The organism is Ancylobacter sonchi, from assembly GCF_018390695.1.
Classification (GTDB): Bacteria; Pseudomonadota; Alphaproteobacteria; order Rhizobiales; family Xanthobacteraceae; genus Ancylobacter; species Ancylobacter sonchi.
In genome coordinates this window covers 220,688-245,565 of sequence record NZ_JAHBGF010000028.1, presented here as the reverse complement: position 1 = coordinate 245,565, position 24,878 = coordinate 220,688, and the positions used below count along the sequence as shown (strand labels likewise).

Below are 24,878 nucleotides of genomic sequence, written 5' to 3'. Positions count from 1 at the left end.
GGCATGAGCGCATATGACGACGCAACGCCGCCCCCGGAGGAGGAGGCGGGCGAGGCGCGGCAGCTCCCGTTCTATGCAGAGCTGGCCGTCACCTCGAACTTCTCCTTCCTGCGCGGCGCCTCGACCGCGGCGGATCTGGTGGAGACCGCCCTCGCCCTCGGCCATGCCGGCATCGGCATCGCCGACCGCAACACCGTGGCCGGCGTGGTGCGCGCCTATGCGGCGGTACAGGAGGCGGAGGAGGCTTGGCAGAACGCTTGGAAGCAGGCGCGGGGGCAGGCCGGCAAGGCGGCGCGGACGGAGGCTGGCAATTCGGTACAGGCAGAGGACGGCGGAGTGGCGGCCAAAGACACTCACCCCGTCGCACCGCCCGCCGGCGGGCCCCACCCCGCGCGTGTTGGAATCGACGCGACGTCCGGCGGGGAAACGGATCGCACTCCGCCTGCCGGTCGGAAGGACGTTCGGTCTATGACCTCTCCCGTCCGTGACGCAGCCGGTGCGCGGCAGCAGGAAATGGCGTGTCGTGAGACGAGCACGCACGAGACCGTTCAACGGGAGATGGAGGGAGCGGCAGCCTCGCAACGACAGGAAGAGGACCCGCCGCCGCCCACCCAACCTGCAGGGCCAGGGGCGGGACATCCCGATCTCGGCACTCCGCCCTTCAAAATGGGTTCTTCCAGAGAAGTCTTTTCCGAGGACCTTTCATCTGGCGCGGACGATCCGGACATCGTCGAGGCGCCGCCTGCCGACGACGACGGCGAACCCGAGCCGCCGCCCCTTCCCTTCAAGCTGGTGGTCGGCGCCCGGCTCGCCTTTGCCGACGGCACGCCGGACATTCTCGCCTATCCGCAGACCCGCACCGGCTGGGGCCGGCTCTGCCGGCTGCTCACCGCCGGCAATCTGCGCGCCGGCATCAAGGGCGAATGCCACCTGCTGCTCGACGACCTCCTGGCCGATGCCGGCGGCCTGTCGCTCATCCTGATGCCGCCCCGCCAGCCCGACGGGCTCGATGATCTCCTCGCCCGCCTCCACGAGGCGGCGCCCGGCTCGCTATGGCTCGCCGCCGACATGCCGCGCCGTGGCGACGACCGCCGCCGCCTTCTCGGGCTGAAGGCCTGCGCCGCCCGTGCCGACGTGCCGCTGCTGGCGGTGAACGACGTCCTCTATCACCACCCCGACCAGCGCGACCTGCAGGACGTGCTCACCTGCATCCGCCACGGCACCACCATCGACGCGGCCGGCCGGCTGGTCGAGGCCAATGCCGAGCGGCACCTGAAAGCGCCGGACGAGATGGCCCGCCTGTTCCGCGAGGCGCCGGAAGCCATGGCCGAGACCCGGGCCTTCCTCGACCGCATCGACTTCTCGCTCGGCGAACTCAGATACGAATATCCCGAAGAGCCGGTGCCGCCCGGCCACACCCCGCAGGAATGGCTGGAGAAGCTGACATGGCGCCGCGCCGCCATCCGCTACCCCAACGGCGTGCCGGACAAGGTCGAACGGCAGCTGCACACCGAGCTGTCGCTGATCGCCGAGCTCGGCTACGCGCCCTATTTCCTCACCATCCGCGACATTGTCGACTTCGCCGAGAAGGAGGGCATCCTCTGCCAGGGGCGCGGCTCGGCAGCCAATTCCGCCGTCTGCTACGTGCTGGGCATCACCGCCGTCGATCCGTCGACCAGCAACCTCTTGTTCTCCCGCTTCATCGCCCGCGAACGTCGCGAGCCGCCCGACATCGACGTCGATTTCGAGCATGGGCGGCGGGAGGAGGTGATGCAGTATGTCTATCGGCGCTACGGCCGCGACCGCGCCGGCATCGTCGCCACCGTCATCTCCTATCGCCCGCGCAGCGCCTTCCGTGATGTCGGCAAGGCGCTCGGCCTCACCGAGGACGTCACCGCGCGGCTCGCCGGCACCGTGTGGGGCAGTTGGGGCGAGGTCGAGACGCGGCGGGCGCGCGAAGCGGGCCTCGACCCGGACAACCCGACCATTGCCCGGGTGATCGGCCTCGCCCGCCGCCTCATCGGTTTTCCCCGCCATCTGTCCCAGCATGTCGGCGGCTTCGTGCTCAGCCAGAAGCGGCTTGACGAGATCGTGCCGATCGGCCCGGCGGTGATGGCGAACCGCACCTTCATCGAATGGGACAAGGACGACATCGACACGCTCAAGCTGATGAAGGTCGACGTGCTGGCGCTCGGCATGCTCACCTGCATCCGCAAGGCGCTCGACCTGATACGCGCGCATGAGGGCCTCGATTACGGCCTCCCCGACGTGCCGCTGGAACAGGACGACGTCTACGACATGCTGTGCCGCGGTGATTCCATCGGCGTGTTCCAGGTAGAGAGCCGGGCGCAGATCAACATGCTGCCGCGCCTGAAGCCGCGCAAACTGTACGACCTCGTCATCCAGGTGGCGATCGTCCGCCCGGGGCCGATCCAGGGCAACATGGTGCACCCCTATCTGCGCCGGCGGGAGGGAACGGAGCCGGTCAGCTACCCCTCGCCGTCCCCGCCGCACGATCCCGACGAGCTGAAGGAGGTGCTGTCCCGTACCAAGGGCGTCCCGCTGTTCCAGGAGCAGGCGATGCAGCTCGCCATGGTCGCGGCGAGATTCACCGATGTCGAGGCCAACCAGCTGCGCCGCGCCATGGCCACCTTCCGCAATCTCGGCACCATCGGGAAATTCCGGGACAAGCTGATCGAGGGCATGGTCGCGCGGGGCTACCAGCGTGCCTTCGCCGAGCGCTGCTTCCAGCAGATCCAGGGCTTCGGCGAATATGGCTTTCCGGAAAGCCATGCGGCGTCCTTCGCCAAGCTGGTCTACATCTCTGCCTACATCAAATGCCGGCACCCGGCCGTCTTCGCCTGCGCGCTGCTCAATTCGCAGCCCATGGGCTTCTACGCCCCGGCGCAGATCGTGCGCGATGCCCGCGAGCACGGCGTCGAGATCCGCCCCGTCGACGTCAATCGCAGCGCGCATGACTGCACGCTGGAAGAGCGGGCCGACGGCACGCTCGCGCTGCGGCTCGGCTTCCGCCAGGTCGACGGCATCGGAGAGGCCGCCGGCGAGCAGCTGGTCGATGCACGCGGTGCGGGCTATCCGGATATCGAGGTGCTCGCCCGCCGGACCCGCCTGCCGACCGCCCTGCTGACCAGGCTTGCCGAGGCCGACGCCTTCGGCTCGATGGGGCTTTCCCGCCGCGAGGCCGCGTGGGCGGTGCGCCGGCTGCCGGACGACGCGCCGCTGCCGCTCTTCGCCGCCGCCGACGCCCGCGAGCTCGGCGAGGAGCACGACGCGCCGCTGCCGCTCATGCCGCTGCCCGAGGCGATCGCCATCGACTACCAGACCACGCGCCTGTCGTTGAAGGGCCATCCCATGGGCGTGCTGCGGCCGGTCTTCGCCGCTGAGCGGGTGCTGTCCAGCGCCGAGGTGGCGGCGAGCCGCGACGGTGCCTTCCTGCGCACCGCCGGCATCGTGCTGGTGCGCCAGCGGCCCGGCAAGGGCAACGCCATCTTCATGACGCTGGAGGACGAGACCGGCATCGTCAACGTGCTCATCTGGGCGCGGCTGTTCGAGCGCTACCGCGCGCAGGTGATGGGCGCCCGCCTCGTCATGGTGGAAGGGCGGGTGCAGAGGAGCAAGGAAGGCGTGGTGCATCTGATGGGCGAACGCATACACGACCGCACCGCCGAGCTGTCCCGCCTGTTCGACGGGCCGCCCCGGCTGGCCCCGCCGAACGTCGATCCCGGCATCGACGAGCGGACCAACCATCGCCCCGGTCATATGCTGCAAGGCCGGCGCTCCACCCAGGGGCACCCGCGGCAGGTGCGGCTGCTGCCGAAATCGCGGGACTTCCACTGACCCCGCCACAGCGGCCGCGCCGCGCGGCGTCAGCCGGCCTGCGCGACCTCGCGCAGCGCGCCCATGTCGATCAGCGCGCCCCGGCTGCAGATCACCCGCGCCGCCACCTTGTGCGCGAGGCGCACCGCCTCCGCCGGTTCCCGCCCGGCGAGGCGCGCCGCAAGATAGCCGGCATTGAAACTGTCGCCGGCGCCGGTGGTGTCCAGCGGCTCGGCCACCCGCACCGCCGGGATCGCCTCGATCCGCCCCCCGGTCTGCAAGGTGCAGGGTTCCGCGCCGTCCTTCACCACGATCTCGGAAACTCCATAGCCGGCTACGCGCTCGATCATCGCCTCCGGGGAGGTATCGCCGAAAATCTCGCTTTCGTCGGGGAAGGTCGGCAGCGCGATGGTCGCGGCGCGGTACCCCTCCTCCAGTCCGGCCCGCAGCGCGTCGAGGCTCGGCCACAGACGCAGCCTGATATTGGCGTCGAAGGCGATCATGGCGCCGCGCGCCTGTGCCTCGGCGAGCACGGCGAACAGATTGCCGCGATGCTCCGGCGGCAGGATCGCCAGGGTGATGCCGGACAGATAGATGCACGCGGCATCCGCCAGCGCCGCCCGCAGCGCGTCGCGATCGGCGGCGAGCAGCTTCGCCGCCGAGGTGTCGCGCCAATAGGTGAAGCTGCGCTCAAAACCCTGCAGCGCGATCATGTACAGCCCGACCGGGCGGCCCGGCACCCGGCCGACATGGCTGGTATCGATCCCCGCCCCGGCGAAGAAGCCCAGCATCTCGTCCGACGGCGCGTCGTCGCCGACCCGGGTGACGTAGCGCACCGATACCTCGGCGGGATCGGTCAGCCCGCGCACGCCCCAGGCGGTGTTCAGCGTGTCGCCGGCGAAGCCGCGGCGGTACAGCCCGCCGCCGGCATCGGCCAGTTCGATCATGCATTCGCCGATGCTGGCAAAGACCTTGGTCACGTGGAAACTCCGACAGGGCTGGGCTGGGAACGGAACGGGCCGAACTCGATCGAGCGCGCCAGCGTGGCGCGGGCGGTGCGCAGATGCTTGCGGCAGCGGGCATCGATGGCGCGCTGGTCGCGCGAGCGCAGCGCCTCGATATAGTCGAGATGCTCCATCAGCGCGACGGTGTTGCGCTGCTGCTCGTCCGAGCGGTTCCAGCGATAGGTGTAGTGGAACAGCGTCGAGATCACGTCGTAGAAATCGATGATGAAGCGGTTGTTCGACGTCTCGTGGATGACGCGGTGCAGCCGCTCGTCGAGCTGCGGGAAGCGCCGGTATTCCTCGTCGATATTGGCGAGCAGCGCGCGATGTTCCGCCTCGATGGCGTCGAGTTCGCGCCAGGGCGGCGAATCGTCGGGCAGTTCGATGAAGCTGCGGGTGGCGCGCAGCTCGAACATTTCGCGCACGTCGTAGATCTCGGTGGCGAAGTCCGGCGTCACGCCCTTGTAGAGCCAGGCACTGTTGGGTCGCCGCTCCAGCAGCCCGACGTGCTGGAACTGGGCCAGATATTCGCGGATGGTGGTGGTCGAGGTGCCGAACTGCCGGGCGAGTTCCGCCGCGTTCAGCAACTGGCCGGCACGGAAGTCCCCCAGCAGGATCCACTCCATGAAGCGCCGCTCCACCGCGGCGCCGGCCGACAGCGTCTGCATGTCGGGAAAATAGTCCGCCTCCACCGGGTGGCGGACCAGCACGCGCCCACTCGTCCCGAGGCTGACGATGCCGGTCTCCGCCAGCGACGCCAGCACCGCCCGCACCGTGGTGCGGCTGACGTCGAGCGTGTGCGCGAGATCACTTTCGGAAGGCAGCGCAGCGCCGATGTCATGCGCCGCCAGCCGGCGCAAACACTGGTTGTAGCTTCGTTTAAAGACGGTATTGCCCTTCATGCGGCCCCCGCGGCTCGTTTTCCCCCAAGCGCCACTCTGTACGGTGGCGCTGTTTTTTCTACATTAAAAACAGATTGACACGCCGCGTCCAGCATGGATTTTATACATAAGAAACAAGAACAATAATAACCTAGGGTGAGGAAATACGCGATGTGGCGCGCAAGCGGCTGCAACAGAATCCTTTGTTTTCAATACATTGAGCCGCGCAACGTCGTCCGCTCCTCCAGGGCGGCGCCTGTCGGCGGCATGATGGGAGCTTGCCGTTCGTGAGCACGCGTATCGTTCAGTTCGGCACCAGCCGTTTCCTCCAGGCGCATGTCGACCTCTTCGTCCATGAGGCGCGCGAGGTCGGGCAGGACATCGGCCCCATCGCGGTGGTGCAGGCGTCCGGCTCGGCGGCCCGCGCCGGGCGCGTTAGCGCCTTCGGGCGTCCGGAGGGCTATCCGGTGATCATCCGCGGCATGGTCGACGGCGCCCCCGTCGAGCGCGAAGTGACGGTGCGGGCGGTCGATCGCGGCCTGTCGGCGGCGGCCGACTGGGCGGCGCTGGCCGCCCTTTTCGCCGGCGAGGCCGAGCTGGTCGTCTCGAACATGGGCGACGCCGGCTACGTGATCGCCGACGCGGATCGCGGCCCGGCCCTGCTGGCCGGCGGCGTTCCCGCCTCCTTCCCCGGCAAGCTCACCGCCCTGCTGCACCATCGCTGGACCCAAGGCGGGGCGCCGATCAAGGTGCTGCCCTGCGAGCTGATCAACCGCAATGGCGAGGTACTGAAGGCAGCGGTGAAGGAACTCGCCGCGGCGAGCGGCGCGCCCGCGGCCTTCGCCGACTGGCTCGACGCCAAGGTGATCTTCGGCAACACGCTGGTCGACCGCATCGTCTCCGAGCCCATCGAGCCGGTCGGCGCCGTCGCAGAGCCCTATGCGCTGTGGGCGATCGAAGCGCAGCCGGGCCTTACCCTGCCCTTCTCGCATCCCGACGTCGTGCTCACCGACGATCTCGAGCCCTTCGAGCGGCTGAAGCTGCACATCCTCAATCTCGGCCACACCTTCCTCGCCGACATCTGGGCCCGCGAAGGCCGCCCAGCGACTGAGACGGTGCGCGCCATCCTCGCCGACGACGCCATCCGCGCCCGGCTCGACGCGCTCTATGCCGACGAGGTCGTGCCCGGCTTCGCCGCGCGGGGCATGGAGAGCGAGGCGCGGGCCTATGTCGCCGTCACGCTCGACCGCTTCCGCAACCCCTTCCTCGACCATCGCATCGCCGACATCGCCCAGAACCACACGGTGAAGGTCGAGCGGCGCGTGAAGGCCTTCCTCGACTGGATCGCCGGCCGTCCGGGCGCTCCCGCGACCCCGACGCTCGACGCGCTGGTCGCCCGGCGGGCCGACGGAGTGGCGGCATGACCTATCAATTCGATTTCTCCGCGCTCTGGGCCTTCTGGCCGGAATTTCTGCAGGGCGCCTGGCTTACGCTGCAGCTCTCGGCGGTCTCCACCGTGCTCGGTTTCGTGCTCGGCACGTTGTGCGCCATCGGCCGTTCCGACGGCCCGCCCTGGGTGAAATTCCTGGTGGCGAGCTATGTCGAGGTGATCCGCAACACCCCGCTGCTGGTGCAGGTGTTCATCGTCTATTTCGGCATCGCCACGCTGGGCATCAAGGTCTCCGCCAATGCGGCGGCGGTGATCGCGCTGGTGGTGAATGTCGGCGCCTATACCTGCGAGATCGTGCGCGCCGGTCTCGAATCCGTGCACAAGTCGCAGTTGGAAGCCGCCGACTGCCTCGGCCTGTCCAAGCCGCAGATCTACTGGCACGTCATCATCCGTCCGGCGATCGAGCGGGTCTATCCGGCGCTCACCAGCCAGTACGTGCTGCTGATGCTGGCCTCATCGATCACCTCACAGATCTCGGCGGAAGAGCTGACGGCGGTCGCCAACCGCATCCAGTCCGACACCTTCCGCTCGTTCGAGACCTACATCGTCGTCGGCATCATCTATCTCGCTCTGTCTTTCGTGGTGCGCATCGCGCTGTGGCTGTTCGGCCTCGTCGTCTTCGTGCGCAAGCGCAAGCTCGGCACGGCGCTGTGAGGGTCTGATCATGCCGGGTTTCAGCCTCGTACACCTCGAATTCCTCGGCTGGGCGGCCATGTGGACGCTCGGCCTGTCCGCCATCGCCTTCGTCGGCGGCGGGCTCGTCGGCTTCGCCGTCGCCCTGATGCGCATCTCGCCGATCCGCTGGGTGCGCTACGCCGCCATCGCCTACATCCAGGTGGTGCAGGGCACGCCGCTGCTGATCCTGCTGTTCCTGATCTATTTCGGCATCGCCATCGTCGGCTTCCAGGAAGTGCCGGCGCTGATCGCCGCCGGCATCGGCCTGACGATCTATTCGTCCGGCTTCCTCGCCGAGATCTGGCGCGGCTGCCTGCAATCGGTGCCGAAGACCCAGTGGGAGGCGGCCGAGTGCCTCGCCCTCACCCCCTGGCAGCGCATGACGCGGGTGATCCTGCCGCAGGCGATGCGCATCGCCACGCCGCCGACGGTCGGGTTCCTCGTCCAGATCGTCAAGAACACCTCGCTGGCCTCGGTGGTCGGCTTCGTCGAGCTCGCCCAGGCCGGCAAGCTCATCAACAACTCGATCTTCGAGCCCTTCACCGTCTTCATGGTCGTGGCAGCGATCTATTTCGCGATCTGCTTCCCGCTCTCGACCTGGAGCCGGCGGCTGGAAAGGAAGCTCAATGTCAGCCGTCGTTAAACTCTCCAACGTTCACAAGAGCTTCGGCACCAACAAGGTGCTGGACGGCGTCTCCTTCGAGGTCGGACGCGGCGAGGTTGCCGCCGTCATCGGCCAGTCCGGCTCGGGCAAGTCGACGGCGCTGCGCTGCATCAACGCGCTGGAGACCATCGACGGCGGTACCATCGACGTGTGCGGCCATGCGGTGCACGACGCCAAGTTGGACCGTCGCTCGCTGCGCCGCGACGTCGGCATCGTGTTCCAGAGCTACAACCTGTTCCCGCACCTCACCGCCGAACAGAACATCATGCTGGCGCCGAGCTGCGTGAAGAAGGTGTCGAAGTCCGAGGCGCGTGACCTCGCCCATGACGTGCTGCGCCGGGTCGGCCTCGCCGAGAAGGCTGGGCATTTTCCCGAGCAGTTGTCCGGCGGCCAGCAGCAGCGCGTCGCCATCGCCCGCTCGCTCGCCATGCAGCCCAAGCTGATGCTGTTCGACGAGGTCACCTCGGCGCTCGATCCGCAGCTCACCGGCGAAGTGCTGAAGGTCATGGAAGACCTCGCGCGCGGCGGCATGACGATGATCCTCGTCACCCATGAAATGGCCTTCGCCCGCAAGGTCGCGAGCCAGGTCGTCTACATGCACAAGGGCAAGGTCTGGGAAACCGGGCCCGGCTCCATGCTGGACAGCCCGAAGACCGCCGAGCTTGCCGACTTCGTCGGCAGCGGTCTCTGAGAACCACCACGCCAGAACAGCTTCAATCGCGCCTAGCCGCTCAATATCCCAGGGAGGGAAACCATGAACCGCCGTACATTCCTTGCCGCTTCCGCGCTCGCCGGCCTCGCCGGCTCCTTGGCCCTGCCGCTCGCGGCGCAGGCCGACACGCTTGACGAGATCAAGAAGCGCGGCAAGCTGCTGGTCGCCATCGACCTCGGCTCGCCGCCCTTCGGCCTCACCGACGCGCAGATGCAGCCGACCGGCTCCGACGTCGAGAGCGCCAAGCTGCTCGCCGCCGATCTCGGCGTGCCGCTGGAGATCGTGCAGGTCACCAGCCCGAACCGCGTGCCTTTCCTGCTCACCGGCAAGGCTGACATCGTCATGGCCTCCTTCTCGGTGAACGAGGAGCGCAAGAAGGTCATCGACTTCTCCGACGCCTATGGCGTGATCGAGATCGCCATCGCCGCGCCGAAGGGCACTGCGATCAAGACCATCGACGACCTCAAGGGCCTGCGCATCGGCACCACCCGCGGCTCGACCAACGACAAGGAAGTCACCGCGCAGATCAAGAACGCCGAGATCGTCCGCTATGACGACGACGCGACGCTGATCACCGCGCTGGTCTCCGGCCAGGTCGACATCATGGGCTCCTCGCCGCAGGTGATGAAGGCGGTCAACCAGCGTCGCCCGAACGATCCGCTCGAGACCAAGATCATCCTGAAGACCAATCCCTACGCCATCGGCCTGCGCAAGAACGAGGACGCGCTGCGCGCCCGCCTCAACGAGTGGATCGCCAAGGATCTCGCCAACGGCAAGCTCCGCGAGGTGTTCCTCAAGTACAACGGCTCGCCGCTGCCGCAGACCCTGCCGCCGACCATGTGACGAACCTCCCGACTGCGGCCCGGCGACCCGGGCGACGAGCTCCCGAGCCGGGCCGCATCTTCTTCTCGAAGCCTCCTGCTGTGGAAAGCATTCTGCGATGAAAGCCCTGATCTGCGATGAACCCGGCCGCCTGTCGATCATCAGCCGCCCCGAGCCGGTGCCCGGTCCGGGCGAGGCGCTGATCCGCATCCGCCGCGTCGGCATCTGCGGCACCGATTTCCACATCTATCAGGGCAAGCACCCCTTCCTCGAATATCCGCGCGTGATGGGCCACGAGCTCTCCGGCACGGTGGAGAGCGCGCCCGAGGGCAGCGGCCTCGCCAAGGGTCAGAACGTCTACATCGTGCCGTATTTGTCCTGCGGCACCTGCCACGCCTGCCGCAAGGGCGTGAACAATGCCTGCATGAACATCAACGTGCTCGGCGTGCATCGCGACGGCGGCATGGCGGAGTTCCTCTGCGTGCCGGTCGGCAACGTCGTGCCGGCGGGCTCCGCCTCCATCGACGAGGCGGCGATGATCGAGTTCCTCGCCATCGGCGCCCATGGCGTGAAGCGCGGCGGCATCACCGCTGACGATCGCGTGCTGGTGGTCGGCTCCGGCCCGATCGGCATGTCGGCGATCATCTTCGCGAAAGCTCGCGGAGCGCACGTCACCGTGATGGACCTGCGCGAGGATCGCATCGCCTTCACCATCAACGAGCTCGGCGCCGACCAGATGCTGATCGCCGACTCGCAGGCCGAAGAGACCGCCAAGCGCCTGACCGGCGGCGACTTCTTCGACGTCGTCATCGACGCCACCGGCAATGCGGCGGCGATGCAGCGCGGCTTCGGCTTCCTCGCCCATGCCGGCCGCTATGTGCTGGTGAGCGTGGTGCGCACCGACATCACCTTCTCCGACCCGGAATTCCACAAGCGCGAGGCGACGCTGTTCGCCAGCCGCAACGCCCAGGCCGACGACTTCGCCGAGGTGGTCCGGCAGATGGAGGCTGGCAAGGTGCCGACCAAGGCGCTGAACACCCATCGCGGTCCGCTGAGCGAGGGCCCGAAGCTGTTCGACGCCTGGCTGAAACCGGAAGCCGGCGTGATCAAGGCGATCCTCGAAGTCTGAGCCTCTCGAAGCCTGAACGCCTAAAGCCTTTGGAAGTCTGAAGCCATGAGCGCCCCGCGCATCCTGCGTCTCAACGACGCCGACAATGTCATCATCGCGGTCGACAAGATCGCCGCGGGCGCGGAATTGCCCGACGGCGTCGCGGCCGGCCGGATGATCCCCAAGGGCCACAAGGTCGCCTCGCGCCCGATCCCCAAGGGCGAGGCGATCCGCAAGTTCGGCCAGGTCATCGGCTTCGCCAAGGACGACATCCCGGCGGGCGAATGGGTGCACGAGCACAATGTCGTGCTGCACGATTTCGAGCGCGACTACGCCTTCGCCACCGAGGCGAAGGCCGATACCGGCCTGCGGCCCGGCGAGGCGCCCGCCACCTTCCAGGGCTTCCGCCGCGCCGATGGGCGGGTGGGCACGCGCAACTATATCGGCATCCTGTCCTCGGTGAATTGCTCGGCGACGGTGGCGGACTTCATCGCCGACGCCGTCACCCGTTCCGGCGTGCTCGCCGAGTACCCGAACATCGACGGTGTCGTCGCCTTCACCCACGGCACCGGCTGCGGCATGGCCTCGAAGGGCGAGGAATTCGACATCCTCGCCCGTACCCAGTGGGGCTATGCCAGCCATCCGAACTTCGCGTCGATACTGGTGGTGGGCCTCGGCTGCGAGGTGTTCCAGATCCCGCGGATGATGAAGGAATACGGCATCGTCGAGGGGCCACATTTCCAGACGCTGACCATCCAGGAGAGCGGCGGCACCCGCAAGTCGATCGAGGCCGGCGTCAGCAAAATCAAGGACATGCTGGCACACGCCAACGCCTCCGTGCGCGAGACCGTGCCGGCCTCCGAGCTGGTGCTGGCACTGCAATGCGGCGGCTCGGACGGGTATTCCGGCCTCACCGCCAACCCGGCGCTGGGCGCGGCGGTCGACTTGCTGGTGCGCCATGGCGGTACCGCCATCCTCTCCGAAACGCCGGAAATCTTCGGTGCCGAGCACCTGCTCACCCGCCGCGCCGAGAGCGAGGAAGTCGGCCGCAAGATCGTCGATCTCATCGACTGGTGGACGGAATATGCCGCCCGCACCGGCGGCGAGCTGAACAACAACCCCTCCCCCGGCAACAAGGCGGGCGGGCTCACCACCATCCTGGAGAAGTCGCTCGGCGCGGTGGCCAAGGGCGGCACCTCGACCCTGCGCGGCGTCTACCGCTACGCCGAGAAGATCGACCGGCGGGGTTTCGTCTACATGGACACCCCCGGCTACGACCCGGTCGCCGCGACCGGTCAGGTGGCTGGTGGGGCCAACATGCTGTGCTTCACCACCGGTCGAGGCTCAGCCTATGGCTGCAAGCCGACTCCCTCGGTGAAGCTCGCCACCAATTCCGACCTCTTCGCCCGGATGGAAGAGGACATGGACATCAATTGCGGCGACATCATCGACGGCGTCTCCATCGAGGAGAAGGGCCGGGAGATCTTCCAGCTGGTGCTCGACATCGCCTCCGGCACCCGCTCGAAATCGGAGCTGCTCGGCTATGGCCGCAACGAGTTCGTGCCCTGGCAGCTCGGCGCGGTGATGTAGCGGACCGACGGGAGCGCGGCGGCGGGAATTGACGCCGCCGCTTTCGCGGGCATGCTGTCCGGCGACCTTCTCGACCCGCACCCGGATTCCATGGCCGCGCTCTCCATCCGCATCGATCTCGATTCCGAAGGCCGCATCGGGCCGGGCAAGATCGCACTGCTCGAAGCCATCGCCCGCACCGGCTCGATCTCGGCGGCGGGCCGCGCCATGGAGATGTCCTACCGGCGCGCCTGGGACCTCGTCGACGAGCTCGGCCGCATCTTCGGCACGCCGGTCGTCCTCTCGCAGACCGGCGGCAAGCATGGCGGCGGCGCCCGGCTGACGCCGTTCGGCACCGAGCTCGTCGAGCGCTACCGGCAGATCGAGGAACTGGCCGCCGCCGCCGCGCGCGCCCATCTCGACGCGCTGCAGGCGCATGTCGCGCCGCCCCCGCCGGATGCCGGCTGAGCGCCACCGCACGGACCCGACAACGAATCTTGCGAAAAATTCCTGCCGTGATGTCGGGTTACGCTGCGCCCGTTCGTCCTCGCGTCATCGGTGCCGGCCGCAACGGCCGAAGCGCCGGCGCAAGAGGATCGACCAGGGAGCGAAATCATGAACGTGCAGGCTTATCTGATGTTCAACGGCCGCACCGAAGAGGCCATCGACTTCTACAAGAAGGCCGTCGGCGCCGAAGTCACCGTGCTGATGCGCTTCAGCGACGCGCCGGAGCCGCCGCCGCCCGGCATGGTCCCGGATGGCTGGGGCGCCAAGATCATGCATTCCAGCTTCAAGGTCGGCGACGCCGAACTGATGGCCTCCGACGGCTGCCAGTCCGACGCGGCCGGCTTCAACGGCATCTCGCTGGCGCTCTCGGTCAAGTCGCCGGAGGAGGCGCAGGCAAAGTTCGCCGCGCTTTCCGATGGCGGCCAGGTGACCATGCCGCTCGCCAAGACCTTCTTCTCGCCCGCCTTCGGCACGCTGACCGATCGTTTCGGCGTGTCGTGGATGGTCGTCACCGGTGAATGATGGGAGGGGACCATGGGCAAGCAGGTCTTCCTCCTGGTCGGCACCCGCAAGGGCGCGTTCATCCTCGCGAGCGACGCGTCGCGCCGCTCCTGGGAGGTGCGCGGCCCGTTCTGCGAGACATGGCCGACCAACCATGTCGTCGCCGATCCGGCGAGCGGCACCGTCTATGCCGGCGGCGGCAATGAGTGGTTCGGCCCGGCGGTGTGGAAGTCCACCGATTTCGGCCTGAGCTGGACCCATTCGAGCCAGGGCCTCGCCTATGAGGCGGGGCAGCAGCCGGTGAAGGCGGTGTGGAGCCTCGCCGCCGGCGAGGATGGCAGCCTCTATGCCGGTGTCGAGCCGGCCGGGCTGTTCCGCAGCACCGACGGCGGCGAAAGCTGGACCCATGTCGACGGGTTGCAGAAGCATCCGACGCGGCCGGAATGGAACCCCGGCGGCGCCGGGCTGATCCTTCACTCTCTGGTGCTCGATCCCGCCGACCGCAACAGGATCTGGGTCGGCATCTCCGCCGCCGGCGTGTTCGCCACCGAGAATGGCGGCGAGAGCTGGGAGACCCGCAATCGCGGCACCCGCGCCGACTACATGCCCGAGGGGCAGAACTATCCCGAATTCGGCCAGTGCGTGCACTGCCTCGTCAAGGCGCCGGGCGAGGGTACACGGCTCTACCAGCAGAACCATTGCGGCATGTACCGTTCCGACGATGGCGGCCGGCGCTGGGAGAGCATCGAGACCGGCCTGCCCTCCTCCTTCGGCTTCCCGGCCGCCGCGCATCCGCGCGACCCGGACAGCCTCTACCTCATCCCGCTGAACGGCGACATCAAGGGCCGCTTCATGCCGGAGGGCAATACCGCCGTGTGGCGCACCCGTGACGCCGGGCGAAGCTGGCAGGCCCTGCGCGCCGGCCTGCCGCAGGGCGGCGCCTATTTCAACGTGTTGCGCCAGGCGATGGCGACCGACACCATGGAGCCGGCCGGGGTGTATTTCGGCACCAATGCCGGCGGGCTCTATGCCAGCATCGACGAGGGCGAAAGCTGGGACTGCGTCGCGCCACACCTGCCCACCATCACCTCGGTGGAGACGCTGGTGATCGAGCGCTAGAGCCTGCCCGGTGATCACGGTTCGCCGGGCAGGCTCTAGATTGTCGTTTTGACGCATTTTCTTCACGCGAACCGGTACCCGCTTCGCTCGAAAATGCTCACGGAGGGTCGGATGGGCGAGGACGCGCTGCGGGAGCGACCGGACGAAGCGTCGGCGACGCTGCCGGCGCCGGTGCTGGTGCGCCTGCCGGCGCATCTCATCGTGCTGTTTCCCGGCGCCGAGCGGCTGGTGTCGCTCCACGCCGGCTGCGTCGCGGACATGATGGACGAGCTCGACGCCCGCTGGCCCGGCATGCGCGAGCGGCTCTGCGACGAGACCCCGGCGATCCGCCGGCACATCAACGTGTTCGTCGACGGGCGCCGCGCCCGCCTGTCGACGCCGCTCGCCCCCGGCGCGGACGTCTTCGTGATCACCGCGATCAGCGGTGGCTGACCCCCGGCGAACCGAAAGGCAACCCATGTTCTATGCCCTGCTCTGCTACCATCAGGAAGACGTCGTCTGCGCCTGGACCAAGGAGGAGGACGAGGCGGTGATGCGCAAGCTCGCCGTCGTGCAGGAGCGGCTCGCCAGGGAGGGCCGGCTCGGCCCGGTGGCGCGGCTGCTGCCGACCACCGCCGCCACCACGCTGCGCAAGGACCAGGACCCGCCCTTGGTGCTCGACGGCCCGTTCGCCGAGACCAAGGAACAGTTGCTGGGCTTCTATCTGCTCGACTGCGCCGACCTCGAGGAAGCGCTCGGCATCGCCCGCGAACTCGGTGCCGCCAATCCCGGCGGCTCCTACGAGATCCGCCCGGTCGGCCTGTTCGTCGACGGCGGCGCGAGGCCGTGATGGACGAGGCGCGCTGGATCGGCACCACCCTTGCCGCCGCGCGCCCGCAGGCGCTTGCCGCGCTGCTGCGCTATTTTCGCGACCTCGATCTCGCCGAGGAGGCGTACCAGGAGGCGTGCCTGCGGGCGCTGCGGACCTGGCCGCAGAACGGCCCGCCGCGCGATGCCGCCGCCTGGCTGGTGTTCGTCGGCCGCAACGTGGCGCTCGATTCGGTGCGCCGCCGGGCAAAGCAGACCGAGCTGCCGCCGGACGACCTCATCTCCGACACCGGCGACGCCGAGGCGGAGATCGCCGAGCGGCTGGACGGCGCGGATTATCGCGACGACGTGCTGCGGCTGTTGTTCATCTGCTGCCATCCGGACCTGCCGGCGACGCAGCAGATCGCGCTGGCGCTGCGCATCGTCTCCGGCCTGAGCGTGAAGCAGATCGCCCGCGCCTTCCTGGTCGGCGAAGCGGCGATGGAACAGCGCATCACCCGCGCCAAGGCGCGCATCGGCCGCGCAGACGTGCCGTTCGAGTCGCCGGGCGCGGTGGAGCGCGCCGCGCGGCTCGGCGCGGTGGCGGCGATGATCTACCTCGTGTTCAACGAGGGCTATTCCGCCGCCGGCGACACCTCCGGCGCCCGCGAGCCGCTATGCGAGGAGGCGATCCGCCTCGCCCGGCTGCTGCTGCGGCTGTTCCCCGCCGAGCCGGAGATCATGGGGCTCGCCGCGCTCATGCTGTTGCAGCACGCCCGCGCCGGCACCCGATTCGACGCCGACGGCGCGCCAGTGCTGCTCGACCAGCAGGATCGCAGTCTCTGGAACCGGCCGATGATCGCCGAAGGGCTCGCTTTGCTCGACAAGGCGATGCGCCACCGCCGGCCCGGCCCCTACCAGGTGCAGGCGGCGATCGCCGCGCTGCATGCGCGGGCGCCGACGCCGGAGGAGACCGACTGGGCGCAGATCGACCTGCTCTACGGCACGCTGGAGATCATGCAGCCCTCGCCGGTGGTGACGCTGAACCGCGCGGTGGCGGTCGCCAAACTGCGCGGGCCGGAAGCGGCGCTCGCCATGGTCGAGCCGCTCGGCGACAGGCTGGCCGGCTATTTCCACTATCACGGCCTGCGCGGCGCGCTGCTGATGCAGCTCGGCCGGACACGGGAAGCGCGCGACGGCTTCATGACCGCGATCGGCCTCGCCGGCACCGCGGCGGAGGCAGCGCACATACGCAGCCATCTCGACGGGCTGCGCGACGCCCCATAGGCCGGGCGGGGAAAATTGTGCAACGGATGTTCCCGAGAGGAAAACCGCTTGACAAAAAGGCGACTTCACGCGAGCCTAAGAAACGAGCGACGGGCAAGGATGCCTAATGTCGCGGCAATTTGGTGAACATTTCCAACGACGGCGCCTGTCCTGAGGTGCTGCGGGTTGGTGGCAAAGGCGCCCACGGTCAATCGACCGGCGGGCGCTTTTTGTTTTGGTCGGAGCGCAGAGTGTCGAAGCACTACCGCATAGGGGTCATGTTCTCGACCACGGGACCCTACAGCGTCGTTCCGCATTCCATGCTGAACGGAGCGCTGCTGGCGGTTGCCGAGCAGGCGGCGCCCGGTGTCACCATCGAGCCAGTGGTGGTCAATCCGGGCGGCGAGCTCACGCGCTATGCCGAGCTCAGCCGCGAATTGCTGCAGTCCGGCATCCGCCACGTGGTCGGCTGCTACACCTCCTCCAGCCGCAAGGAGGTGATCCCCTATTTCGAGAAGCATGACGCGCTGCTGTGGTACCCCTCGCACTATGAGGGCTTCGAGAGCTCCAACAACGTCATCTACACCGGCGCCTCGCCGAACCAGCACGTGCTGCCGCTGGTCGACCACATGCTGGCGCATGTCGGTTCGAGCGCCTTCTGCATCGGCTCCAACTACATCTGGGCGTGGGAGAACACCCGCATCTTCCGCGAGGCGATGATGGCGCGCGGCGCGCGGGTGCTGGCCGAGCGCTATGTCCCGGTCGGCGACACCGAGTTCGACCAGGTGGTCGAGGCGATCCTCGAGGCGCGCCCGAGCTTCGTGTTCAACAACCTCATCGGCACCAGCAACTACGCCTTCTTCCGCGCCTTCCGCTCCGCCTGCCTCGCCCGCGGCATTGATCAGCCGCGCGTCATCCCGGTGGCGAGCTGCACTCTGTCGGAGCCGGAGCTGGAAGAGATCGGCGCCGAGGCGGTGGACGGACACCTGAGCTCCAGCGTGTACTTCTCCTCGCTCTCATCGCCGGCCAGCCTCGCCTTCACCCGCGCCTATCGCGAGCTCTTCCCGGGCGGCCCGTCCTCCTCGGCCGACGCCGAGGCCTCCTATATCGCGATGAAGCTGCTGATCCTCGCGCTGGCGGATGCCGGTACCGACGACGTCGAGGCGGTGAAGGACGCGGCGACGCGCCAGCATCTCCTCGCCCCGCAGGGCGAGGTGCGCATCGACCCGCAGACGCTGCACGCCTATCTCACGCCGCGCATCGGCATTTCCACCGCCGCCGCGCGCTTCGACGTCCTCGTCGAGGCCCCCGGACCGGTGCGGCCCGACCCCTATCTCGTGCAGTCCTCGCCGCGCTATGCAGTCGCTCCCCGCAACACGTCGCTGAAGGTGGTGAAGTGATGGCCCCACGACTGCTCCAGAACTTCAACGGCGGCCGGGCGCATATCGTCACGTCCAACCCCACCGCCGTCGAGGCGCTGCACGTCACGCTCGGCAAGCTCGGGGTGAGTGCCAGCTTCCCCGCCCTGATCGACGGGCGCGCCGACCTCGACCCGGCCACGCTTCAGGCCGAGCGCGACATCCTGTTCGTCGACGGCGACCTCGACAACCCGCTCGCCCTCGACATCGACGCCGGCTCGCGCCAGCCGCCGGTGCCGGTGATCGGCCTCGTCGGGGTCGAGGCGCCGAGCCGATTGAAGCACCTCGTCAATCTCGGGGCGACGGCGTTCCTGCGCAAGCCGGTGCAGGGCGCCGCCGTCTACACCGCCCTGTTCCTCGGCATCAACCAGTTCCTGTTGCGCGGCGACCTCCGGGCGCGGCTCGACGACATGGATCGCCGCCGGCGCGGACGCCGCGCGGTGGTGAAGGCCATCATCGCCCACATGCAGGATGCGGGCGTCGATGACGACGAAGCCTATGAATGTCTTCGCCGCGAAAGCATGCGCTCGCGGCAGAGCCTCGAAGACTATTGCGAAGCCTTCATGAAGAAGCGGGCCGGCATTTCCGGCCAGACGACGCAACCGCGCCTCATCGGACATAGCGCGGAAAGACGATAACCTTTCACAGGAGAGTAAGATGACTGGGAAGACCATGCGGGGGCTGCGTGCCGCAGCCCTCTCGGGGACGCTTTTGCTCGGCGCCGCCCACAGCCTCACCCCCGCGCTGGCCGCCGATCCGATCAAGCTCGGCGTGCTCGAGGATCAGTCCGGCGACTTCGCCGCTGCCACCATCGGCAAGGTGCACGCCATCCAGCTCGCCGCCGACGAGATCAACAAGGCCGGCGGCATCGACGGCCGCCCGCTGGAACTGGTGATCTACGACACCCAGTCCGACAACACCCGCTATCAGGAGTTCATGCGCCGCGTGCTCCAGCGCGACAAGGTCGACGCGGTGTTCGCCGGCTTCTCCTCGGCCTCGCGCGAGGCCTATCGCCCGATCGTCAACCAGTTCGACGGGCTCGCCTTCTACAACAACCAGTATGAAGGCGGCGTCTGCGACGCCAACATGATCGTCACCGGCGCGGTGCCCGAGCAGCAGTTCTCCACCCTCATCCCGTGGATGATGGAGAAGTACGGCAAGAAGGTCTACACGCTCGCCGCCGACTACAATTTCGGCCAGATCTCCGCCGAATGGGTGCGCAACATCGTCAAGGAGCACGGCGGCGAGATGGTCGGCGAGGACTTCATCCCGCTCGGCGTCTCCCAGTTCTCGCAGAACATCCAGAACATCCAGAAGGCCAAGCCCGACTTCGTGGTGACGCTGCTGGTCGGCACCGCGCAGGCCTCCTATTACGAGCAGGCCGCCGCCGCCAGCGTGAACCTGCCGATGGCCTCCTCGGTCAATGTCGGCCAGGGCTACGAGCACAAGCGCTTCAAGCCGCCGTCGCTCAAGGACATGTACGTCACCACCAACTACATCGAGGAAATCGACAGCCCGGCCTCCAAGGCGTTCTTCGCCAAGTTCAAGGCGATGTTCCCCGACGAGCCCTATGTGAACCAGGAAGCCGAGAACTCCTACCTCGCCGTCTATCTGTACAAGCAGATGGTGGAGCGGGCGAAGTCGACCAAGCGCGAGGACCTGCGCAAGGAGATCGCCAAGGGCGACGTCTGCATGGACGCGCCGGAAGGCAAGGTCTGCCTCGATCCCAAGAGCCAGCACATGTCGCACACCATCTACCTGGCGAAGGTGGGCGAGGATCACTCGATCTCCTTCCCGAAGGTCTGGCAGGACATCAAGCCGTACTGGCTCGGCGAAGCCGGCTGCGACCTGACCAAGAGCGACCCGAGCGCGCAGTACACGCCCTCGAACCCGCCGCCGAAGCCCTGATAGCGGCAGCGCTGACGACAGCACTTCGGGCCTGACCGGTTCGCCGGTCCGGCCCGTCTCCTCGCGCGGCGGCGTCCCCTTGTCCGTCGCGCCCGTTGCCCCGGCCGACCCCCTCCGATCTCGAAAGAGAGAGGGCCGGGGCAACCCTTTCCTTCCAGCACAAGGCCGCTTCGCCGATGGATGTCGGAACCCTCGCCTTCTCCGCGCTCTACCAGTTCGGCGACGCCTTCGCCTTCCTGGTGCTGTCCGCCTGCGGGCTCGCCGTCATCTTCGGGATGATGGGCGTGATCAACCTCGCCCATGGCGAATTCATCATGTGCGGTGCCTATGTCACCGTCTCCGCCGCCCATGCCGGCCTGCCGCTGCCGCTGGCCATCGTGCTGGGCGCGCTGGTCGCCGGCATGGTCGGCGCGCTGGTGGAGATCGTCGTGGTCCGGCATCTGTACGACCGGCCGCTCGACACCATCGTCGCCACCTGGGGCCTCAGCCTGATCGGCACCCAGGGCACGCTGATCCTGCTCGGCTCTACCATGGCCGGCGTCGGCACGCCGTTCGGCAGCTTCCAGGTCGGCGCCTATTCCTATTCGCTCTACCGCCTCGTGCTGTTCGTCATGGCCATCGTGGTGCTCGCCGGCCTGTATGCGCTGTTCAACTGGACGCGCTTCGGCGTCATGGCCCGCGCCACCATCCAGGTGCCGCACATGGCGGCGGCGCTCGGCGTCGACACCCGCCGCGTCTACAGCCTCACCTTCGCGCTGGGCGCCGGCCTCGCCGGCCTCGCCGGCGGGCTCTACGCACCGACCATGACGCTGGTGCCGACCATGGGCACCACCTTCATCATGGAAGCCTTCGTCACCGTGGTGGTCGGCGGCGCCGACGTCTTCCTCGGCACCGCGCCGGCGGCGGCGCTGCTCGCCGTGGTGAAGGCCACCATGACCTCCTGGTACGGCCAGCTCTTCGGCCAGATCGGCCTGCTGGTGGCCGTCATCGTCGTCATCCGGGTGCTGCCGCGCGGCATTTCCGGCTTCCTTCTGCGCGAGCGCGCCTGAGCGGGAACACGAGACACACATGAACGCGCTTACCCGCTTCCTCCGCCGCCTCGAAGGGCCGCAGACGCTGGGACGCGGCCCGCTTTTCTGGGCCGGCTTCCTCGTCACGCTCGCCGCTGCCTGCGCCTATCCGCTGTTCTCGGACGGCTACACGGTCGGCAACACGGTGTATTTCTTCACCTGGATCTTCATGGCGCTCGGCCTCTGCCTGATCTGGGGCTATGGCGGCTCGCTGAGCTTCGGGCAGACCGCCTTCTTCGGCATCGCCGGCTACAGCTACGGCATCCTCACCATCAATTTCGGCGCCGCCTACGGCTTCACCTTCGTGGCGCTTTTGTTCGCGGTGGCGGTCGCGGCGCTGTTCGCGGCGCTGCTCGGCTACTTCCTGTTCTTCGGGCGGATCTCCGGCGTGTTCCTCGGCATCGTCACCCTGTCGGTGACGCTGGTGCTGGAGCGCTTCATGGCGCAGACCGCCGGCCCGGAATGGCGGATCGGCAGCGCGCGGCTCAACGGCTTCAACGGCATGAGCAACATGCCGCCACTCACTTTGCCCTGGCCCGGCGGCGACATCGTGCTGTTCCCCGACGTCGAGCTCTATTACGTCGTGCTCGCCATGCTGGTCGTCGTCTATCTCGGCCTGCGCATTCTGGTGAACTCGCCGTTCGGCAACGTACTGGTCGCCATCCGCGAGAATCCCGAGCGGGCCGAGATGCTCGGCTACGACATCCGCAAATACCAGCTCGGCACCTTCGTCATCGGCGCGGCGCTGGCCGGCCTGTCGGGCGTGCTCTACACCAGCTGGGGCCAGTACATCACCCCGTCCAGCATGGGCATGACCGCCGCCGCTTTGCCCATCGTCTGGGTCGCGGTCGGCGGGCGCTCCGACCTCACGACGACGCTGATAGGCACCGTCACCGTGCTCGCGGTATTCCAGGCGCTCACCATCCATGGCAGCCAGTACGCGCTGGTGGTGATGGGCGTGATGCTGGTGCTCACCGTGCTGCTGGCGCCGAGCGGCCTCATCCTGGCGCTCGCCAAGCTCGTCGCCCGCCCCTTCACCAAGCGGGCCAACAACAACCTTCCGGGAGACGCGTGATGCCGCTCATCGAGACCCGGGCCCTCAACAAGCGCTTCGGCGGCCTGCACGTCACCAACAATGTCGACCTCGCGCTGGAGACCGGCGAGGTACACTGCCTCATCGGGCCGAACGGCGCAGGCAAGTCGACGCTGTTCCGGCTGATCCTCGGCGAGCACCTGCCGAGCTCGGGGGCCATCCTGTTCGCCGGCGAGGACATCACCGCGCTCAAATCCTTCCAGCGCATCCGCCGCGGCATGAGCGTGAAGTTTCAGGTGCCGGGCATCTTCAAGGCGCTGAGCGTGCGGCAGAACCTCGAAATCGCGATGCAGCACCATTACGAGCCCGCGCATCTCGCCGAGGAGATCGACAAGCTGCTCGCCTTCCTCAACCTCTCCGCCGATGCCGGCCGGCTGGCCGGCAATCTCAGCCACGGCCAGAAGCAGTGGCTGGAGATCGGCATGGCGATCAGCCTCAAGCCGCGCCTGCTACTGCTCGACGAACCGACCGCCGGCATGTCGCCGGAAGAGACCCATGCCACCGGCGAGATGATCCAGCGCCTCAATGCCGAGGGCATGACGGTGCTGGCGGTGGAGCACGACATGGCCTTCGTGCGGCAGGTCGCCCACAAGGTCACGGTGCTGCATCTCGGCAAGGTATTTGCTCAAGGCTCGATCGACGACATCGTCGCCAATGAGGACGTCGCCGCGATCTATCTCGGGCAGACGACGGCCCATGCGACCGCCCATCAGCAGCCGGGAGGGCTCCATGCGTAAGGAAGTCATGCTCTCCACCCTCGGCCTCAGGGCCGGCTATGGCGGCAAGCCGGTGCTGCAGGGCCTCGACCTCGAGGTGCGCGAGGGCGAAATCGTCGCGGTGATCGGCCGCAACGGCGTCGGCAAGTCGACGCTGATGAAGAGCCTGATCGGCCTCGTCCCGACCATGGACGGCTCCATCGTCTATCAGGGCAGCCCGGTGGAAGGGCTCACCGCCTTCAAGCGGGCGCGGCTCGGCATCGGCTACGTGCCGCAGGGCCGCGACGTGTTCCCGCGCCTCACCGTCGGCGAGAACATCGCGGTAGGCGGCCTCCGGTCCGGCGGCGTCTCCGAGGCCGACCGCAAGCGGGTGCTCGGCTATTTCCCGATCCTGGAGGAGCGCTGGAGCCAGCGCGCCGGCACCATGTCCGGCGGCCAGCAGCAGCAGCTCGCCATCGGCCGCGTGCTGGTCGCCAACCCGTCGCTGATCCTGCTCGACGAGCCGTCGGAAGGCATCCAGCCGAACATCGTGCAGGACATCGCCCGCATCATGGTCCAGCTCAACAAGGATACCGGCGTCACCGTCGTCCTCGTCGAGCAGAACATCGACATGATCCGGGCAATGGCCCAGCGCTGCTACGTCATGGACAAGGGCCGCATCGTCGCCGCGCTCGGGCGCGAGGAGCTCGCCGACGGCGAGGCCATGCGCCGCCATCTCGCCGTCTAACCGAGACAGCCACTTTCAAGGAGAACAGCATGTCCTGGCTCGAAAACTCCATCATGGCGCGCAAGGGCCTTGCCAAGGGCAAGGAAGGCGCGTTCCACACCCTCACCGAGGCGGAGCAGGGCACCTACCACTATGTGTACGGCCCCTATGTCGCGCCGGTGCTGAAGGTCCAGCCCGGCGCGGTGGTCGCCGCCGAGACGCACGACGCCTTCGAAGGCAAGATCAAGCACGAGACCGACAACCCGCTCGAGATCCTGAACTTCCCCTACCTGAACCCGCAGAACGGCCCGATCTTCGTCGAGGGCGCGGAAAAGGGCGACACGCTGGCGGTCTACATCAAGAGCATCGTCCCGCGCGGCGAGCAGCCGGTCGGCACCACCCTGATCATGCCGGATTTCGGCGGGCTGGTACCGACCAAGGACACGGCGATGCTGAACGCGCCGCTGCCGATCAAGGTCAAGAAGCTTCATGTCGACGCCGAGACCGGCACGAAGTGGAGCGACAAGCTCACCCTGCCCTATGTGCCGTTCATCGGCACCATCGGCACTTCGCCGGAGATCGAGGCGATCACCTCGCTGCAGCCGGACTATTACGGCGGCAACATGGACCTGCCCGATGTCGGCGTCGACGCGGTGATCTACCTGCCGGTGAACACCAAGGGCGGCCTGCTCTATCTCGGCGACTGCCACGCCACCCAGGGCGACGGCGAATTGTGCGGCGTGGCGCTGGAGCACCCGACCGTCACCACGGTGCAGATCGACCTGATCAAGGGCTGGACCATCGGCACGCCGCGGCTGGAGACCAAGGACTTCATCATGTCGATCGGCTCCACCCGCCCGATGGAGGACGCCACCCGCATGGCCTATCGCGACCTGATCCGCTGGATGGCCGCCGATTTCGGCTTCGACGAGATCGAGGCCTACATGCTGCTGACCCAGTGCGGCCGCGTGCGCCTCGGCAACATGGTGGACCCCAAATACACGATGGGCGCCTCCATCCTGAAGTCGTATCTCGGCTGAGCCGATCCACCCGCCACCGCCCGACC

24 protein-coding genes are annotated in these 24,878 nt (G+C 67.9%); 22 read left to right on the top strand and 2 right to left on the bottom strand.

Features of this window, described 5'->3' with window-relative positions; translation table 11 throughout:
* Positions 1–3 precede the first annotated feature (3 nt).
* On the top strand, positions 4–3,858 hold the full coding sequence (locus tag KHC28_RS16565) for an error-prone DNA polymerase (protein ID WP_246564913.1): 3,855 nt from the start codon (positions 4–6) through the stop codon (positions 3,856–3,858).
* A 29-nt stretch (positions 3,859–3,887) separates the two neighbouring features.
* Here KHC28_RS16565 and KHC28_RS16560 read toward each other — a convergent pair whose 3' ends face one another.
* Both KHC28_RS16560 and KHC28_RS16555 read right to left on the bottom strand, forming a co-directional pair.
* Positions 3,888–4,817: a sugar kinase gene (locus tag KHC28_RS16560; RefSeq protein WP_214009457.1), complete on the bottom strand. Its 930-nt coding sequence runs from the start codon at positions 4,815–4,817 to the stop codon at positions 3,888–3,890.
* On the bottom strand, positions 4,814–5,743 hold the full coding sequence (locus KHC28_RS16555) for a GntR family transcriptional regulator (protein ID WP_214009456.1): 930 nt from the start codon (positions 5,741–5,743) through the stop codon (positions 4,814–4,816). The genes KHC28_RS16560 and KHC28_RS16555 overlap by 4 nt, the downstream gene beginning before the upstream one ends.
* 266 nt (positions 5,744–6,009) lie before the next feature.
* On the opposite strand from KHC28_RS16555, the gene KHC28_RS16550 reads away from it, so the two are divergent.
* The 21 genes from KHC28_RS16550 to KHC28_RS16450 all read left to right on the top strand — a co-directional run bounded on the left by KHC28_RS16550 (position 6,010) and on the right by KHC28_RS16450 (position 24,852).
* Complete coding sequence (locus tag KHC28_RS16550; RefSeq protein WP_214009455.1) at positions 6,010–7,146, top strand: mannitol dehydrogenase family protein; 1,137 nt, start codon at positions 6,010–6,012, stop codon at positions 7,144–7,146.
* Positions 7,143–7,826: an amino acid ABC transporter permease gene (locus KHC28_RS16545; RefSeq protein WP_214009454.1), complete on the top strand. Its 684-nt coding sequence runs from the start codon at positions 7,143–7,145 to the stop codon at positions 7,824–7,826. Before KHC28_RS16550 ends, KHC28_RS16545 begins: the two co-directional genes overlap by 4 nt.
* A 10-nt stretch (positions 7,827–7,836) precedes the next feature.
* The gene (locus KHC28_RS16540) at positions 7,837–8,490 is read left to right on the top strand and encodes an amino acid ABC transporter permease (RefSeq protein ID WP_214009453.1); all 654 of its coding nucleotides are present in this window, start codon (positions 7,837–7,839) and stop codon (positions 8,488–8,490) included.
* On the top strand, positions 8,474–9,202 hold the full coding sequence (locus KHC28_RS16535; RefSeq protein WP_214009452.1) for an amino acid ABC transporter ATP-binding protein: 729 nt from the start codon (positions 8,474–8,476) through the stop codon (positions 9,200–9,202). Before KHC28_RS16540 ends, KHC28_RS16535 begins: the two co-directional genes overlap by 17 nt.
* 63 nt (positions 9,203–9,265) lie before the next feature.
* On the top strand, positions 9,266–10,066 hold the full coding sequence (locus KHC28_RS16530) for a transporter substrate-binding domain-containing protein (RefSeq protein WP_214009451.1): 801 nt from the start codon (positions 9,266–9,268) through the stop codon (positions 10,064–10,066).
* Positions 10,067–10,163: 97 nt separating this feature from the next.
* Positions 10,164–11,174, top strand: coding sequence for a zinc-binding alcohol dehydrogenase family protein (locus KHC28_RS16525; RefSeq protein ID WP_214009450.1), 1,011 nt, complete (start codon positions 10,164–10,166; stop codon positions 11,172–11,174).
* Between the two features lie 45 nt (positions 11,175–11,219).
* On the top strand, positions 11,220–12,743 hold the full coding sequence (locus KHC28_RS16520; protein WP_214009449.1) for a D-arabinonate dehydratase: 1,524 nt from the start codon (positions 11,220–11,222) through the stop codon (positions 12,741–12,743).
* A 51-nt stretch (positions 12,744–12,794) separates the two neighbouring features.
* A complete protein-coding gene (locus KHC28_RS16515) occupies positions 12,795–13,190 on the top strand; it encodes a winged helix-turn-helix domain-containing protein (RefSeq protein ID WP_246564912.1) in 396 nt (131 codons plus the stop codon).
* A 147-nt stretch (positions 13,191–13,337) separates the two neighbouring features.
* Entirely contained in the window at positions 13,338–13,751 is a 414-nt protein-coding gene (locus KHC28_RS16510; protein WP_214009448.1) for a VOC family protein, read from the top strand.
* Positions 13,752–13,763: 12 nt separating this feature from the next.
* Positions 13,764–14,849: a WD40/YVTN/BNR-like repeat-containing protein gene (locus KHC28_RS16505; RefSeq protein ID WP_214009447.1), complete on the top strand. Its 1,086-nt coding sequence runs from the start codon at positions 13,764–13,766 to the stop codon at positions 14,847–14,849.
* A 111-nt stretch (positions 14,850–14,960) separates the two neighbouring features.
* Positions 14,961–15,281, top strand: coding sequence for a MoaD/ThiS family protein (locus tag KHC28_RS16500; protein WP_214009446.1), 321 nt, complete (start codon positions 14,961–14,963; stop codon positions 15,279–15,281).
* 25 nt (positions 15,282–15,306) lie between these two features.
* Positions 15,307–15,678 carry a YciI family protein gene (locus KHC28_RS16495; protein WP_214009445.1) on the top strand — a complete coding sequence of 124 codons (372 nt, stop codon included), beginning with the start codon at positions 15,307–15,309 and terminating at the stop codon, positions 15,676–15,678.
* Positions 15,678–16,922 carry an RNA polymerase sigma factor gene (locus tag KHC28_RS16490; RefSeq protein WP_214009444.1) on the top strand — a complete coding sequence of 415 codons (1,245 nt, stop codon included), beginning with the start codon at positions 15,678–15,680 and terminating at the stop codon, positions 16,920–16,922. The genes KHC28_RS16495 and KHC28_RS16490 overlap by 1 nt, the downstream gene beginning before the upstream one ends.
* Before the next feature lie 230 nt (positions 16,923–17,152).
* Positions 17,153–18,301 carry a transporter substrate-binding domain-containing protein gene (locus KHC28_RS16485; RefSeq protein ID WP_312893229.1) on the top strand — a complete coding sequence of 383 codons (1,149 nt, stop codon included), beginning with the start codon at positions 17,153–17,155 and terminating at the stop codon, positions 18,299–18,301.
* Positions 18,301–18,957: an ANTAR domain-containing response regulator gene (locus KHC28_RS16480; RefSeq protein WP_214009443.1), complete on the top strand. Its 657-nt coding sequence runs from the start codon at positions 18,301–18,303 to the stop codon at positions 18,955–18,957. The genes KHC28_RS16485 and KHC28_RS16480 overlap by 1 nt, the downstream gene beginning before the upstream one ends.
* 19 nt (positions 18,958–18,976) lie before the next feature.
* On the top strand, positions 18,977–20,227 hold the full coding sequence (locus tag KHC28_RS16475) for an urea ABC transporter substrate-binding protein (protein WP_214009442.1): 1,251 nt from the start codon (positions 18,977–18,979) through the stop codon (positions 20,225–20,227).
* Between the two features lie 176 nt (positions 20,228–20,403).
* Positions 20,404–21,276 carry an ABC transporter permease subunit gene (locus KHC28_RS16470; RefSeq protein WP_214009441.1) on the top strand — a complete coding sequence of 291 codons (873 nt, stop codon included), beginning with the start codon at positions 20,404–20,406 and terminating at the stop codon, positions 21,274–21,276.
* 19 nt (positions 21,277–21,295) lie between these two features.
* Positions 21,296–22,372, top strand: coding sequence for a branched-chain amino acid ABC transporter permease (locus KHC28_RS16465; RefSeq protein ID WP_214009440.1), 1,077 nt, complete (start codon positions 21,296–21,298; stop codon positions 22,370–22,372).
* On the top strand, positions 22,372–23,127 hold the full coding sequence (locus KHC28_RS16460) for an ABC transporter ATP-binding protein (RefSeq protein ID WP_214009439.1): 756 nt from the start codon (positions 22,372–22,374) through the stop codon (positions 23,125–23,127). The genes KHC28_RS16465 and KHC28_RS16460 overlap by 1 nt, the downstream gene beginning before the upstream one ends.
* On the top strand, positions 23,120–23,833 hold the full coding sequence (locus tag KHC28_RS16455) for an ABC transporter ATP-binding protein (RefSeq protein WP_214009438.1): 714 nt from the start codon (positions 23,120–23,122) through the stop codon (positions 23,831–23,833). Before KHC28_RS16460 ends, KHC28_RS16455 begins: the two co-directional genes overlap by 8 nt.
* A gap of 29 nt (positions 23,834–23,862) precedes the next feature.
* Positions 23,863–24,852 carry an acetamidase/formamidase family protein gene (locus KHC28_RS16450; RefSeq protein WP_214009437.1) on the top strand — a complete coding sequence of 330 codons (990 nt, stop codon included), beginning with the start codon at positions 23,863–23,865 and terminating at the stop codon, positions 24,850–24,852.
* Positions 24,853–24,878: the final 26 nt, after the last annotated feature.

What these genes read in the sequence shown, in the direction of transcription:
- KHC28_RS16565 (WP_246564913.1), top strand. Translation starts at nt 4, where the DNA reads ATGAGCGCATATGACGACGCAACGCCGCCCCCGGAGGAGGAGGCGGGC.
- KHC28_RS16510 (WP_214009448.1), top strand. Translation starts at nt 13,338, where the DNA reads ATGAACGTGCAGGCTTATCTGATGTTCAACGGCCGCACCGAAGAGGCC.
- KHC28_RS16455 (WP_214009438.1), top strand. Translation starts at nt 23,120, where the DNA reads ATGCGTAAGGAAGTCATGCTCTCCACCCTCGGCCTCAGGGCCGGCTAT.
- KHC28_RS16490 (WP_214009444.1), top strand. Translation starts at nt 15,678, where the DNA reads ATGGACGAGGCGCGCTGGATCGGCACCACCCTTGCCGCCGCGCGCCCG.
- KHC28_RS16530 (WP_214009451.1), top strand. Translation starts at nt 9,266, where the DNA reads ATGAACCGCCGTACATTCCTTGCCGCTTCCGCGCTCGCCGGCCTCGCC.
- KHC28_RS16520 (WP_214009449.1), top strand. Translation starts at nt 11,220, where the DNA reads ATGAGCGCCCCGCGCATCCTGCGTCTCAACGACGCCGACAATGTCATC.
- KHC28_RS16540 (WP_214009453.1), top strand. Translation starts at nt 7,837, where the DNA reads ATGCCGGGTTTCAGCCTCGTACACCTCGAATTCCTCGGCTGGGCGGCC.
- KHC28_RS16505 (WP_214009447.1), top strand. Translation starts at nt 13,764, where the DNA reads ATGGGCAAGCAGGTCTTCCTCCTGGTCGGCACCCGCAAGGGCGCGTTC.
- KHC28_RS16525 (WP_214009450.1), top strand. Translation starts at nt 10,164, where the DNA reads ATGAAAGCCCTGATCTGCGATGAACCCGGCCGCCTGTCGATCATCAGC.
- KHC28_RS16480 (WP_214009443.1), top strand. Translation starts at nt 18,301, where the DNA reads ATGGCCCCACGACTGCTCCAGAACTTCAACGGCGGCCGGGCGCATATC.
- KHC28_RS16515 (WP_246564912.1), top strand. Translation starts at nt 12,795, where the DNA reads ATGCTGTCCGGCGACCTTCTCGACCCGCACCCGGATTCCATGGCCGCG.
- KHC28_RS16475 (WP_214009442.1), top strand. Translation starts at nt 18,977, where the DNA reads ATGACTGGGAAGACCATGCGGGGGCTGCGTGCCGCAGCCCTCTCGGGG.
- KHC28_RS16470 (WP_214009441.1), top strand. Translation starts at nt 20,404, where the DNA reads ATGGATGTCGGAACCCTCGCCTTCTCCGCGCTCTACCAGTTCGGCGAC.
- KHC28_RS16535 (WP_214009452.1), top strand. Translation starts at nt 8,474, where the DNA reads ATGTCAGCCGTCGTTAAACTCTCCAACGTTCACAAGAGCTTCGGCACC.
- KHC28_RS16460 (WP_214009439.1), top strand. Translation starts at nt 22,372, where the DNA reads ATGCCGCTCATCGAGACCCGGGCCCTCAACAAGCGCTTCGGCGGCCTG.
- KHC28_RS16545 (WP_214009454.1), top strand. Translation starts at nt 7,143, where the DNA reads ATGACCTATCAATTCGATTTCTCCGCGCTCTGGGCCTTCTGGCCGGAA.
- KHC28_RS16500 (WP_214009446.1), top strand. Translation starts at nt 14,961, where the DNA reads ATGGGCGAGGACGCGCTGCGGGAGCGACCGGACGAAGCGTCGGCGACG.
- KHC28_RS16450 (WP_214009437.1), top strand. Translation starts at nt 23,863, where the DNA reads ATGTCCTGGCTCGAAAACTCCATCATGGCGCGCAAGGGCCTTGCCAAG.
- KHC28_RS16465 (WP_214009440.1), top strand. Translation starts at nt 21,296, where the DNA reads ATGAACGCGCTTACCCGCTTCCTCCGCCGCCTCGAAGGGCCGCAGACG.
- KHC28_RS16495 (WP_214009445.1), top strand. Translation starts at nt 15,307, where the DNA reads ATGTTCTATGCCCTGCTCTGCTACCATCAGGAAGACGTCGTCTGCGCC.
- KHC28_RS16555 (WP_214009456.1), bottom strand. Translation starts at nt 5,743, where the DNA reads ATGAAGGGCAATACCGTCTTTAAACGAAGCTACAACCAGTGTTTGCGC.